Origin of the sequence: Paenibacillus sp. FSL F4-0243, from assembly GCF_037963295.1 — a bacterium.
GTDB lineage: Bacteria > Bacillota > Bacilli > Paenibacillales > Paenibacillaceae > Paenibacillus_AQ.
On record NZ_CP150151.1, the window covers coordinates 1,438,942 to 1,452,215 of the forward strand.

At 46.8% G+C, this 13,274-nt stretch carries 12 protein-coding genes; 8 read left to right on the plus strand and 4 right to left on the minus strand.

What is annotated here, in order from left to right; genetic code table 11:
* Positions 1-28 precede the first annotated feature (28 nt).
* Positions 29-1,246 carry a sugar efflux transporter gene (locus NSS87_RS06500; RefSeq protein ID WP_339245673.1) on the minus strand — a complete coding sequence of 406 codons (1,218 nt, stop codon included), beginning with the start codon at positions 1,244-1,246 and terminating at the stop codon, positions 29-31.
* Positions 1,247-1,528: 282 nt separating this feature from the next.
* On the opposite strand from NSS87_RS06500, the gene NSS87_RS06505 reads away from it, so the two are divergent.
* The gene (locus NSS87_RS06505) at positions 1,529-3,328 is read left to right on the plus strand and encodes an ABC transporter ATP-binding protein (protein ID WP_339245676.1); all 1,800 of its coding nucleotides are present in this window, start codon (positions 1,529-1,531) and stop codon (positions 3,326-3,328) included.
* 176 nt (positions 3,329-3,504) lie between these two features.
* On the opposite strand, the gene NSS87_RS06510 is transcribed toward NSS87_RS06505, so the two are convergent.
* Positions 3,505-4,308 (minus strand): Cof-type HAD-IIB family hydrolase, encoded by an 804-nt coding sequence (locus NSS87_RS06510; RefSeq protein ID WP_042124947.1) that lies wholly within the window; start codon positions 4,306-4,308, stop codon positions 3,505-3,507.
* Positions 4,309-4,320: 12 nt separating this feature from the next.
* Positions 4,321-5,268, minus strand: coding sequence for a DMT family transporter (locus NSS87_RS06515; protein WP_339245680.1), 948 nt, complete (start codon positions 5,266-5,268; stop codon positions 4,321-4,323).
* Between the two features lie 229 nt (positions 5,269-5,497).
* Between NSS87_RS06515 and NSS87_RS06520 the strand changes: the two genes are divergently transcribed.
* The gene (locus tag NSS87_RS06520) at positions 5,498-6,211 is read left to right on the plus strand and encodes a metal-dependent hydrolase (protein WP_076298272.1); all 714 of its coding nucleotides are present in this window, start codon (positions 5,498-5,500) and stop codon (positions 6,209-6,211) included.
* An 85-nt stretch (positions 6,212-6,296) separates the two neighbouring features.
* On the opposite strand, the gene NSS87_RS06525 is transcribed toward NSS87_RS06520, so the two are convergent.
* A complete protein-coding gene (locus NSS87_RS06525) occupies positions 6,297-7,298 on the minus strand; it encodes a lipoate--protein ligase (RefSeq protein ID WP_339245684.1) in 1,002 nt (333 codons plus the stop codon).
* 280 nt (positions 7,299-7,578) lie between these two features.
* Here NSS87_RS06525 and NSS87_RS06530 point away from each other — a divergent pair, with 280 nt between their 5' ends.
* From NSS87_RS06530 to NSS87_RS06555, 6 genes are all read left to right on the plus strand, one after another.
* Entirely contained in the window at positions 7,579-8,163 is a 585-nt protein-coding gene (locus tag NSS87_RS06530; RefSeq protein ID WP_076298271.1) for a TetR/AcrR family transcriptional regulator, read from the plus strand.
* 7 nt (positions 8,164-8,170) lie between these two features.
* Positions 8,171-8,917: a type I methionyl aminopeptidase gene (gene map, locus NSS87_RS06535; RefSeq protein ID WP_339245687.1), complete on the plus strand. Its 747-nt coding sequence runs from the start codon at positions 8,171-8,173 to the stop codon at positions 8,915-8,917.
* 258 nt (positions 8,918-9,175) lie between these two features.
* The gene (locus tag NSS87_RS06540) at positions 9,176-10,264 is read left to right on the plus strand and encodes a threonine-phosphate decarboxylase (protein WP_339245690.1); all 1,089 of its coding nucleotides are present in this window, start codon (positions 9,176-9,178) and stop codon (positions 10,262-10,264) included.
* Positions 10,265-10,756: 492 nt separating this feature from the next.
* Entirely contained in the window at positions 10,757-11,536 is a 780-nt protein-coding gene (locus tag NSS87_RS06545) for an adenosylcobinamide amidohydrolase (protein ID WP_256721602.1), read from the plus strand.
* Positions 11,537-11,585: 49 nt separating this feature from the next.
* A complete protein-coding gene (gene cbiB, locus NSS87_RS06550) occupies positions 11,586-12,545 on the plus strand; it encodes an adenosylcobinamide-phosphate synthase CbiB (protein ID WP_339245693.1) in 960 nt (319 codons plus the stop codon).
* An 8-nt stretch (positions 12,546-12,553) separates the two neighbouring features.
* Positions 12,554-13,234 (plus strand): histidine phosphatase family protein, encoded by a 681-nt coding sequence (locus tag NSS87_RS06555; protein WP_339245696.1) that lies wholly within the window; start codon positions 12,554-12,556, stop codon positions 13,232-13,234.
* Positions 13,235-13,274: the final 40 nt, after the last annotated feature.

The window sequence follows — 13,274 nt, forward strand, 5'->3', positions numbered from 1 at the left end:
AGAGAATGGGCAAGTAGAAATAAACGGATTAAACAGTTAATTGTTCTGGTTCATTTAAAGGGTGACGTCCGCTTACCGCGAGCATGACTAAGGAAACAATGATGAGTATAAAACAGAGCACAAATGAATACCGGTAACCTACAATACTGGCTAAGCCCCCGCCAACAAGACTCCCAATCAGTCTACCGATCGTGGATGAATTAGAATAAAGCGTGGAAGCATACCCAGGCATGTTTGGAAGCAGATCCTGGATGTAGCTAATGCCAATCGCTGAAATCACAGCAACGAAAACGGCTAGTAGAACTTGGGCTGCAAGCATCTGCCACATCTCGCCTGAGAAAATGACAACGAGATAATATGCTCCTCCTAAAATGGCCCCACACATCATCAAGGCTCGGTTACTGTACTTCGCACTGAGTAGACCGAGCATAATCATAAACGGAATTTCCAGCGCAGCACATATACTGCTGACTAGACCGACATCACTTGTCGATCCCCCTAGATTGTTTGTAATAAAGAGTGCCGTATTGATGCTGCTCGTCCAGTGAGCTACATACATGAGTATCAGAATCAGAAAAGGAAGCAGAATATTGCGGTTCTGACTGAGCCGGAAAGTTTTCACTTTTACTTCAGCTTTGTTGCTGCTCAGCTCTATATCTGTATTTGATTTGAGAAAGAAGAAAACGAGTAAGGCAACAAGCAGGAATACTCCGATCGTACCCGTGAAAATCCCCTTAAACCCAACAGCAGCGATTAGCAGGGTGCCGATTAAAGGACCTGTAATAAAGCCGAGAGAGAAAGCTGAACGCAAGGTAGAATTAGCAAACGCAGTATCCGTAAAATTGCTCTTATTCACTGCTTCTCTAGCAATGGCGAACAATTGAGGCATCCCTGGTGCACCGAGGGCGGTGAACACAATCATGTAGATGAACAAGATCGTGAAATCCTGAATGAGCAAGTACCCGCTATAAGCCAGCGCATTACAGAGTGTGGCAACAAAGTAAATGTTTTTTCGATTTAAGCCGAGGTCAGAGCGTCTCCCGATTAGTGTACTGATCCATATTCCGGCAATTAACGTGGTGGCTAGAAAAACACCAAACAATCCGACAGATACGCCAAGCTGTTCCGTGAAATAAATGGATAAGAAGGGTGAACTGAGTGAAATCCCCATTCCCTGAAGTAGCATACATAAAAAGAGTAAGGCATAAGAGGGAATTGAAAATAGTGCAGTAAGTCTTTTGATCATGTTGTGAAGTTACTCCTCTATTATTGTTAAGATAGTCAAACTGGTTCTAGTATACATGAAAAAGACAGCAACAATATATATGCGATTTGGCTAAGGGGCATCACTCGGGCAAATCTCGGACAGTTGATGTTCCTTTTGTGATATCTATTGCATTCGGTATTCAGAATCATGTTTATCCTTTATAATCAGAAAGTATTGCCGTCTTATATTTACATATATAGAATAATTATCAACGACAGGAAGGGAGTAATAAGTAGCTAATAGGGGAGAGGGCTGATTTTTTTGAAGCAGAAAGGTGTTTTCTCAAGATTAAGTACATACATGTTAAGGCACAAGCTCTTATATACGGTTTTATTGTTTACGACTTTATTTGGGATTGTTCTGGATTTAACGATTGCTTGGCTGCTCTCAGTAATTACGGATGCGGCGGTTAGACTTGATGTGAAAGCTTTTAAAGGGCTGGTTATATTCGGATTAATCTACTTATTAGTGAGTGCAATCAACGGTTTTTTCGATCGCTATCTCAAAAATAAAATCTCAGCCAAGATCAGAAACGAACTGCGGCTAGATATGATGCGACATGCTTTAGCTCTTCCTCAGTCTTATTTTGACCGTAATCACTCCGGAGATTTGTTGTCCCGTTTTACTAATGATAATCAATCTGTGGGTAATGCTACCGGCGAGGTAATGATTGATTTAATCCGTAACCCTTTGCTTGCTCTTGCGGCTTTTGGTTATTTGCTCTATATTAACTGGCTACTGGCATTGATCTGTTTTGCAATGGGGCCTTTGATGTTCCTTACGGGAAAAATCTTCGGTTCAGCGATGCGTGAGAACAGTGTGAAGATTCAGACTAATATGAGCAAGATTACTTCCTTTTTACATGACATTCTAGGCAGTAGTATGGTGTTTAAATCCTTTAGCATTGAACGCAGACTAATGAAGCAGTATCAGGAACATAGTGAGAATATCACTTCCGAAGAATTAAAACGGGGAAGAATTGAGGGAGCTACTGGCTCATTCTCCTCTTTTTTGGGAAACTTTACGTTTCTTCTGGCGCTGGTCGTGGCTGGTTATTTTGTGGCAAAAGGATCACTTGAGGTCGGTGCGATGATTGCTTTCATCCAGCTCATGAATTATTTAGTGATGCCGTTCTCGGCATTGCCAGGACTGATCAATTCGATGCAGCAATCACTTGGGGCGGCGGGACGGATCTTTGAAGTGTTGGATAGCCCTGTAGAAGTGGAGGCTTTACCCGAAGCAGCTACGAAACAGCCTGAATTTGAGCGTATGGTCATGTCCTCGGTATCCTTTTCTTATCCGGGAGCGGAGAGACGTAGTTTGAACAAAATCAGCTTAGAGCTTCACAAAGGGGCTCAAATGGCAATTGTGGGACCGAGCGGTGGAGGGAAATCTACACTTTTTAAGGTACTCCTTGGGTTGTATGAACCTGATGAGGGTGAAGTGTTTATAAATAATGAGAAGACAAGCGAGATGAGTTTAGCTAAACTTAGGAGTCACTTCTCTTATGTGCCGCAAGAGTCAGGGCTTTATACAGGAAGTATCCGTGATAATATCCGAAATGGAAATCCAGATGCAGATGAGCATGAAATTTTGGAAGCTTTGCGACAAGCGAACGCTTATGATTTTGTAATGGAGTTGCCGGAGGGCCTCGATACAGATATCGGTGAGGAAGGTTCACGCCTGTCCGGTGGACAACGCCAGCGACTATCGATTGCGAGAGCGATTCTTAGGAACTCTCCAATTTTGTTGCTGGATGAAGCTACTGCTGCGCTTGATAATGAATCGGAGAAGCTGGTGCAGCAAGCGATTCGTAAATTAATGGGAGACAAAACCACACTCGTTATCGCTCACCGTCTATCAACGATTCAGAACGCTGATGTCATTATAGTGATGGAGAACAGTGAAATTGTGGAGAATGGTACCCACGAGGAGCTACTTGCAGCAGAAGGAAGATATCATGGCTTGTACTATTCTCAGCTGGAAGAGGAAGAGGCCGGGGAGGGTGAGCAAGAGGCATTAGAGTTTGCATCTACAGGAATACCGAGCTTGCTGAAATAACAAAAGGGTGTTGCAACGTCATAAAATATGGCGTAGCAACACCCTTTTGAACTTTAAAACATTCTAAAAAGGGAAAAGTGACGGAGGGGAAGTCCAAACATTCCCCGCAGTCACGCACTTACCTTAATAGAAAAATCTTAAGTTTAACGTATATAAAACTATTAAGTTCAGCCGATTTAGTTCACTTTATTGAGAATGAATTTATCAATTGCGTATTTTACGCCATCTTCATTGTTGCTCAGGGTTACGAAATCAGCAATTTCTTTCAGCGCAGGAATAGCGTTCGCCATAGCAACGCCCAGACCGGCAGCTTCAAGCATCTCATGGTCGTTCCAAGAGTCACCCATAGCCATAGTCTCGGAGAGATCACAACCAAAATGATTGGCTAGGAATTCAAGCGCAATTCCCTTGGTTCCTTCATGATGCATGATTTCTAGGAATTGTGGTTTAGATTTGGTAATATGCACGGAATCGCCGAGCAATTCACGTAGAATTGGAGCCAGCTCATCCAAGAATGCAGGATCATCGATAATCAGCATTTTTGGTGTTTTTTGTGGGACAAGCTTCTCCCAATCTGGTTCAATATAATATGGCGTTTTGTTCAGGTCTGTATAATCTTTGATCTTCTGGTTGTCTTCACGGGCATACAGCTTGTCGTCAATGTAAGTTTGCAAATGCAGATTATGCTCCACACAGTAAGTGAACAGCTTGTGTACCGCATCTTGTGGTACGTAACGCTCATATAGTACCTTTTCATCGAGCAAGTTCTTAACGAGTGCGCCTTGGTAAGTGATGATTGGCACGTTAAGTCCAGTTTGACGGGCAATGGCTTGTGCAGAAGCATAAGCTCGGCCTGTAGCAAGGGTTACAACAACGCCAGCGGCTACAGCCTCTTCAAGCGCAGTCTGTGTAGCGGGTGTTACTTCCTTATCATCGTTAATTAGAGTGTCATCAATATCAATCGCGATCAATTTGTACATTTGTCTCTCTCCTTATCTCTTTCTAAATAAATGTAATTTGGAAAAATAATTCTTTTTATGTTGATTCTGACCCGGTTCCGGACTCAGCTCTGCCATAAGCATAGCTCCCAGAATACAACCACAACCGAGCAGAGCGGACATACCAAGCGTTTCTCCGCCAAAGACTAGGCCTGTCAGAACAGCGAATACAGGTTCTGTGGCATAAATAATGGCTACCCGGGAAGGCGTAGTGTACTTCTGGCAGGCGGTTTGAATCCAGAAAGCAAAAGCGCTGGTAGGACCAATAGAGATTAAAAGTGCCCAGAGAACGTCCGGGTCCTTGATAAGCTCTGCGCTGTGTGCCAGCGGTGCAGCTCCTTCAAAGATAAGCGAAGCGACAATGCTCAACAGTCCAACGAAGGCGAGCTGCAAGGTTGCCAGCGGCAACGCCGGATAATGAGGTGCATAAACGCCAGTATATGCGACTTGTAGCGCAAAAGCTATGGCGCAGAGCAAGATCAAAGCATCGCCTTTATTCAGGGACAAAGCAGAGCCGGTGAAGGTCAGCAGATAAAGACCTACTGCGGCAAGCGCCGCGCTGAACCAAGTGTAACGTGAAATGGCATGCTTTAGTAGCGCCAGAGAGAGAAACGGAACCAATACGACCGATAGACCGGTAATAAACCCGGTATTGGAGGTGGTTGTATATAGAAGTCCCATGGTCTGGAAGCCATAGCCCATAAACAAAAAAAGGCCTAGCAGCAGAGAATCACGTACCATGCGGAAACTTAGCTGTTTCCACTCCTTGCGGTAAAAAATAAAAGTGATTAGAGCCAGCAACAGGGCGGCACCTGTAAAGCGGATGCTGTTAAACGCGAGTGGAGGGAGCACTTTGACAGCATTTTGAACAATCAGAAAGGTGCATCCCCACATCATCGCCACAAGTAGCAGGCTGAAATCGGCCATACGGGAACGCTTCACTTCTTAGGTCATCCTCTCTTCGGCAAATGCCGTCCTTGTAAGAACGACAAGGTCAAGTTGTCCAAATTGTATCGTATATTCATGGGGAGGACAAGATAGGAATCGCTCAAAGGCTTATATTTAAAGGGATTTAAGGGATTAGGCTAGACAAAAAAACAGGGTCTTGATATACTTCGATAACCGCACATTTGTTCTTGTTTTTCGCATCTTAGAAAGGAGCGGTTTCACCATGATGGGCAGATCCCATTTAATAATCAGCACTGGGGTTACCCTATCTGTAATGAGTTTGATGTCACACGAGATTACGATTCCAGTTATTGCAGTCGCAGCGTTAAGCTCTTTGCTTCCTGATATCGATGAACCGAATTCACTGCTCGTGCGTAAGGCGATTCCAGAATTTCTATTAAGAGTGCTGCAAATTGCTTTGATAGGTGCGGCGATTTATCTCTATTTTGCCGGAATCGTGGAACGTCCTTGGAATATTGTGCTGGCATTGCTAGTCGGAAGTGTATCTTTCCTGCCTAGTCGAAAGCTGCGCCATTTGGTCATGATCTTGATTGCCATAGCACTCTTTGCCTTCGGGGAAGCCTATGATCCATGGAACTACATTGCAGCGTGCGTGCTTGTAGTCTCATCGGTTGTTCCTCATCGTGGACTGACACATACCCTGTATGGAGTTGCGGGTTGGAGCGCCTTATTGTATTTTGCCTCAGCGGGTATAAATGACGGTGGCAGTCTATGGATAGCTGGGGGCATGTCGTATGCGCTTCACCTACTAGCTGACTCTCTTACCCAACGGGGAATTACACCCCTGCCGCCAATACCCTTTAAGCTGCGTCTAAAGCTAATGAGTACAGGCACGAAAAAAGGTGGAGCCGTAGAGAACATCTGCATCATGCTGACTCTAGCGTTCGTTGTCTATGTATTTATACTTTCTACTTGAACTAAAATGAATATGAAAAAGGGGCTTGTCTATTCTTTACGCAAATTTGCGCATAGGATAAGCAGGCCCCTTTATTTTTGTGTAACTATTCTTCTAGGAAAACCAGTCCGATAAAGTCCTCCGGCTCAATACGTCCGAAATAATGCTTCAAATCCAGATCAGCTAATGCTTCTCTAACCTCTGCCTCATTATAACGTTTGCCACGAAGTGCATTTTCAACATCTACTACGTCACCAACCCCAAAGAAGTCACCATAGATTTTGATGTCCTTAATGAGGGAATCCTCAATATCCATACGAATATCAATAATTCCAGCAGGAAATTTACGTGTGTGTTTGACGTTGCTTTTTGGTGACAGACCGTAGTTCCAGTCCCAGTTCTGGTAGTGCTCTTTGGAAATTTCGTGGATTTTGTCCCAGTCTGCTTCCTGAAGCTTATACTGAGGGACCTCGGATGGCTCCATGTCAAAGATCGAACGTAGGAGACCGGAGCGGAACTCTTCAATGGTCATGTCTGTACCTAGCAGCTCTTTGATGTTGGCTACGCGACTACGTACGGATTTGGTGCTCTTCGATTTGAACTTCTCTGGATTTACTTTTAGAGAGGCTTGTACATTGTCCAAATTGAGGTCAAACATCAGTGTGCCATGGCTGAACATGCGTCCACGTGTGGAGAATTGAGCGTTGCCGGAAATTTTTTGTTCGCCGACTTGAAGATCATTCCGTCCACTAAGCTCAGCGTTTACACCCATGCTTTGTAAGTAGTCGATCACCGGCTGGGTGAATTTCAGGAAGTTATGGAAGGATTGGCCGTCGTCCTTAGTAATGAAGCTAAAGTTAAGATTTCCGAGATCGTGATAGACCGCTCCACCGCCGGACAAACGCCGCACAACCTTAATATCATTCTCTTTAACATATTCCTGATTGATTTCTTCAATCGTATTTTGATGTTTACCGATGATGATAGATGGGCTGTTAATATAAAAAAGCAGGTAACTCTCGTCCATCGGCAAGTGTTTCAGCGCATATTCCTCAATCGCCAAATTGATGGAAGCGTCAGTAATCCCTGTGTTATCAATAAAAATCATAGTGAATTCCTCCGTTGCAGCAAAATTGATTACAGTTCTCATTTTAAACCAAAAGCAGTTTTTTAACAAAAGAGATCGCTTCGTGTTTCGGTGGAATAAAGTATTAGACTGGAATCGTTGAATTAATGCGATTTTTAAGTTGAAGAATTTCCAGCGCCCAGTCTTATTGTTAAGTACTTCATTTTATCGAAAATCAACAAATCTTTTGCATTTCTTCAGCCCATGGGTTACTATTTTTATATTGACAAATTTGCAGGTCTAAATAAGGAGGTTACACGTTATGTGCCCCCGTACCAAAGAACAAAATGAGCTCATACGCATACAGCGCAAAGAACAGATCCTGGACGTCGCCGCGCGCTCCTACTTTCGCACGGGCGGCAGCTTTGATATTCGCGACGTCGCCCGCGAGGCAGGTCTTGGTTACGGCACAGTATACCATTATTATCCCAACCGGCATTTATTAATAGAAGATGTGTTAGAAAGCGGCTTTGAGCGATGTGAGCAAGTTATCGCAAAATGGGCGGACATCAGCGGCAGCCCACCGGATGACAGGCAGTTGTTGATGTATTGTAAAGCACTGCTCCAGCTGTGGCAGTCGGACGCCCGCGCATATCTCGTCTACAAAATGGCGGCGGAACATTATGTAGGCTTGTCTGAAAGGGATCGACACCACGCCAAGAGACGGTTTATGGAACGCCTGTACGTTCCACTCCAATCGATCGCCCAGTGCGAAGACGACAGCGTCGACCATATGCTTGCTGTGCTGGTCGGTTGCTGTGGGCTGCACTACTATGCGGGCAATTCCGATCTGAACGTCGATCGAATCGCCCGACTCGCTATCCAAGCTATTACGAAGGGGTCCTGATACGAACATGGTCATTTTAAAAAGCAAGCATGAAATTGAGGCTATCCGCAAGGCATGCCAAGTGGTGGCTGAATGTCATCGTACAATCGCCCCGCTTATCAAACCGGGTATTACCACCAACGAGATTGAGCGCATATTCGAGGACATTATGTTGAAGCACGGCGCAAAGCCATACCAGAAAGGCTATAGGGGCTATCAATATGCGACCTGTGCCTCCGCCAACGATGTAATCGCGCATGGCTTCCCTAGCAATAAGCCACTTGAGGAAGGGGATATCGTGACGATTGACACGGTCGCTGAGCTCGATGGCTGGCTCGGCGATTCGGCCTGGAGTTATGCGGTAGGGCAGATCTCGCCGATGGCCGAGAAGTTGATGCGTGTCACGAAGGAATGTCTTGATATGGGCATCGAGCAGGCTCAGCCCGGCAATCGACTCGGCGATGTGACGAGCGCGATTCAGCGGCATGCGGAATCACACGGTTTCGGCGTCGTGCGCGACCTTCTCGCTCATGGCATCGGCCGCGACCTGCACGAGGAGCCGACTTATATGCATGTCGGCAAGCCTGGAAAAGGCCCACGTATCAAGGAAGGTATGGTGTTCACGATTGAGCCCATGATCACCGAAGGTACCTACTTGATGACAATCGATCCGGACGGCTGGACCGCACGGACGATGGACAACAAGCTCGCCGCCCAATACGAGCATACGATTGCCATTACGGCTGAAGGTCCACAAATTTTGACCGCGCAATAGAAAAAAAAGAAGTCGACCAACGAAATGGTCGACTTCTTTTTTTCGGGTTCTGGGACAGCGTGTCCATAGATCTGATGAGGCTGCCAGTCTAGAACTTTATTATCTTTTGACATCTCGTAGATTTTAATGTCGATTTGAGGCAAGCGGTTATTCAGGTGATTCCTTTAGTGAGCATTGACGTATTCCCGGCAAAGACGCAATAATGGTGGCAATGAGATACATATCGAACAAACGAAAGTGGATAGAGGGAGTGTAAATATGCTTGAAAAATACGGCCATGGCGGTGATTTGCTAACAGCTGCGGAACTTTATGAGGAGGCTGGTGGCACATTTCTTGATTTCAGCGCAAACATCAATCCTATCGGGCCTCCGCCAGCCGTCTTAGAGCTACTTAGAACAGCATTGTCTACGGTGGTTGCCTACCCTGACCCTGGACATCGGCGCTTCAAAAGTCTGCTAGCAAAGGACCTTGGTATACATAGTAGTTGGTTGACAGTAGGCAACGGAGCCGCAGAATCTATGGCATTGTTGCTGCTTGCGATTGCTCCGCAAAAGGTAGGTATCGTAGAACCTTGTTTTTCTGAGTACCGGCAGCTATCTGTGCAATTCGGTGCAGAAGTATTATCTGTTCAGGGGACAAGGGAACAGCACTTCCAAGCTGGAGTGAACGAGATTGCCGGGCTGCTGGAGAAGGTTGATCTGCTGTTCCTTGGACAGCCGAACAACCCTAATGGCGTTCAGTATACTGTGGATGAGCTGCGCTGGTTAGCGCAGAAGGCTGAAAGCTACGGGACGTATTTGGCTGTGGATGAAGCCTTTATTGATTTTATTCCAGAAGCAGAACGAAATACGCTTTTGCCGGATCTGGATCAGTTTCCGCATACGATTTTGGTGAGGTCGATGACGAAATTTTATGCGATTCCCGGACTGCGTCTCGGGTTTGCCATTTCGCATCCGGAGCTGGCAAAGGCGATGACCGGAAAGCAGGTTACCTGGAGCGTGAATGGTTTGGCGCTGCTGGCGGGCGAAGCCTGCCTTGAGTGTGGGCACGAGTATGGACGTCGCACACGCGAACTGATCGCCACGGAACGGGAACTGCTGCGGCAAGGCCTTATGCAGCTAGGCTGCGATGTGCCGCCAGGAGAAGCCAACTTTCTGCTCTGTGGCCTGCCTTCGCCGTGGAGTGCGGCTGAGATGCAGATCCGTCTTGGGCGTGTCGGAATACTGGTGCGCAGCTGCGCTATGTACCCCGGTCTAGGAGACGAGCATATCCGAGTAGCCGTTAAGGGACATGAGGATAATGTCCGGCTGCTAAAACAGATGAAGGAAATTCTGGCGGATAAGTGACCTGTGTAGCTTAGAGGGCAGCGGGTTTGCTGTTAAAGTGTCTGGTGTAGAGCAAAAATTGCGATTTGATACCGGATGGCAGGCTTCAGCTCGCATGCTTAGGGTTGTGACAAAGTTTGGTGAGATAGCTTCTGATGGACATCCTCCAAAGTGCATTCGTTGTATTTCGTACAACAGAACTCGCTTTGCTGGCGTAGCAATTCGATTCTATAGCACTTTGTACAATAGAAGTTTAGAAATTGATGCGAAATAGGTTTTTACGTGACATTCTATTGCACGAAATACAGCAGAATGGCTTTTGCCAGTGAATAAAGCCGAATCTGTTGTATAAAGTGCAATAGATGGGTGAGGGACGGATTTTTAGGTGGATATTGGAGTATGTGTTGGAGTAGATTTTAGAGCAGATAGTCATTTGCTGAAATAGAGAATTAGGTAGTTTCTAAGTGAGGCGGTTGAGGAAGTACAGGCGCGACCGCGAAGCTGGTTGGATGAATGGATAAAAGTAATGTGCTGTGGAAGGAGCAAGATCGATATATGGTGCAAGTAAAGATTCCATTTAACCTCGCAGGAGGTGTAAAAGAGTACCATTCGGCCATCTGGCCAGGGCTTGCTTTACAGTGGAAGGGAAACCATCTGCTACTAGAGCTACCTGCTGAAGCAGATGGTTTATCGAGTGCGTTTTATGGTGGAGGAATGAATCGGCTAGAGAGGGCCGTCAATTTATATGTTGACCGCAATTATGAATGTAGTGATCCTGTTCAGGATATGGAGAATAAGCTCCGCGAGTGGGGTTATTCAATGTCTGGCTGTGCCGGTCTGATGACGGCAGTACCGCTAGAGCATGCAGCGGTAGCTGAGGAAGACACCGGCTCAGCGGGTATTTTTGTTTGCGTTACTGCCGCCGCAGGAAATGCTGCGCGCGCGGGTGTGGAACGCAATGTGCTGGCTGTTTATCGCCCGGGTACGATTAACATAATGCTAGGTATTGATGGCCGCCTGACACCGGCGGCCATGGTCAATGCTGTGCAGACAGCTGTCGAAGCCAAAGCTGCTGCACTGGCAGACCTCGGGATTACCGATCCCGAGAATGGCCTGATCGCTACCGGAACAACTACGGATGCGATAGTGCTCGCTGTGAGCCAAAGTGGGCGATACAAGGCAGAGCATGTTTACGCCGGAACCGCTACCGACCTTGGGGGCGCAATCGGACGCCTTGTATACAGCGCAGTGACGGGCAGCTTGCTGTCGGTTCAGGCAAGGAAGGACAGCTAATGAGAATGGATAGCTGGAGAAACAGAAGATTGTTCAGAGGTGATCGCCTGTGACAATCGCTTTAGTACTGCTTGCGGCTTATGTAATTGATCGGATCGTAGGTGATCCGCGTAGCTTGCCCCATCCCGTAATTGGTATGGGCAAAGCAATCACGGCTCTGGAGCGGGCGATCCGTCGTTTATGGTCCCACCCGCAAAGCCTGCGCAGAGCAGGGATGTTACTTCCGCTATGTGTGGCGGGTGGTGCTTGGGCACTTACAGCCATCCTATTATGGCTGCTGTCGTTTATCTCACCTTGGCTCGTCTGGTTAGCCGAGGCTTGGTTGATTTCAACCACGATTGCCTCCAAGGGACTAAAGGATGCAGGAATGGCGGTGTACGTGGAATTGCAGAAGGGCGATATCCCTGCTGCCCGCAAGGCGTTGGGGATGATCGTGGGGCGTGATACGACTTCGCTAGATTGCCCGGAAATTGTGCGTGGCACGGTAGAGACTGTAGCAGAGAATATCGTCGATGCGATTATTTCTCCATTGTTCTATGCGCTCATCGGTGGCGCGCCGCTTGCTATGGTTTATCGAGCAGTAAACACACTCGATTCCATGGTGGGATATAAGAATGATAAATATCGAGATCTCGGCTGGGCATCCGCTCGGCTTGATGATGTTGCCAACTTCATTCCAGCACGGATTACGGCATTGCTCTTGGCACTGTGTGCATGGCTGCTTCGTCTGGATTGGCGCAATTGCCTGCAAATGGTGAAGAGGGATGCGCGTCTCCATCCAAGCCCAAATAGCGGCTATCCAGAATCCGCTGTTGCGGGCGCACTTGGTATCCGTCTCGGAGGAGAGAACGTCTATCATGGTGTCGCTTCTTTCCGAGCCTATATGGGTGATCCGGTACGAGCGATGGAGCCGGACGATATTATTCAGACCTCGCGGATGATGATGCTCTGCTCTTCAATATTCGTTACTATCTGCGCAACCCTAGCTTGGATATGGATTGGAGGCTGATGCTAGACATGGCGTTTCCTTGTATAGAGCTAGAAATAGTACTTATTCGCCACGGGCAAACTCAGTGGAATGCTGAGCATCGTTACTTAGGACATACGGATCTCCCATTGCTTACTGATGCAGTAGAGCAGCTATCTCAGCTTAAGCAGCAGCTTGATGGGCTGACTGAACGGGGGTCTGAGGTATCAAATGGTTTCTGGCGAGTATTTTGCAGCGATTTGCTTAGATGCCGGGAGACTCTAGCTTACATTTCTCCTTCTTTAGAGAAGGTGGCTGTCTACGATCGGCGCCTGCGTGAAATGAATTTTGGAGCTTTCGAAGGCTGTACTTATGAGGAATTGAAGGATAACTCACTGTATAGAAGGTGGATTGATAGTCCTTCCACAATTACACCACCGGATGGTGAAACATGGGCGCAGTTTGACGAACGGTTGCGTAGCTTCCTGTCAGATCTGGGGCGAGGGGCTGAGGATACATTTGTGCAGGCTGCAATTAGTGAAAAAAAGGCTGAGGTAATAACAAGCAGGGTATTGGTAGTCACACATGGTGGTGTTATTCGGAATTTCCTTGCACAGTTAATTCCTGGTGTCACATTCTACAGCGCAGTTGCACCTTCTCCGGGAACAGCAATGGTACTCAGGCTATTTTGGCGGAACGGGCAATGGTCAGCAGATATTTCGGGAGATTGATGAGAAAATCAAATGAAAAAAAGGGTTGCACATATTAGTC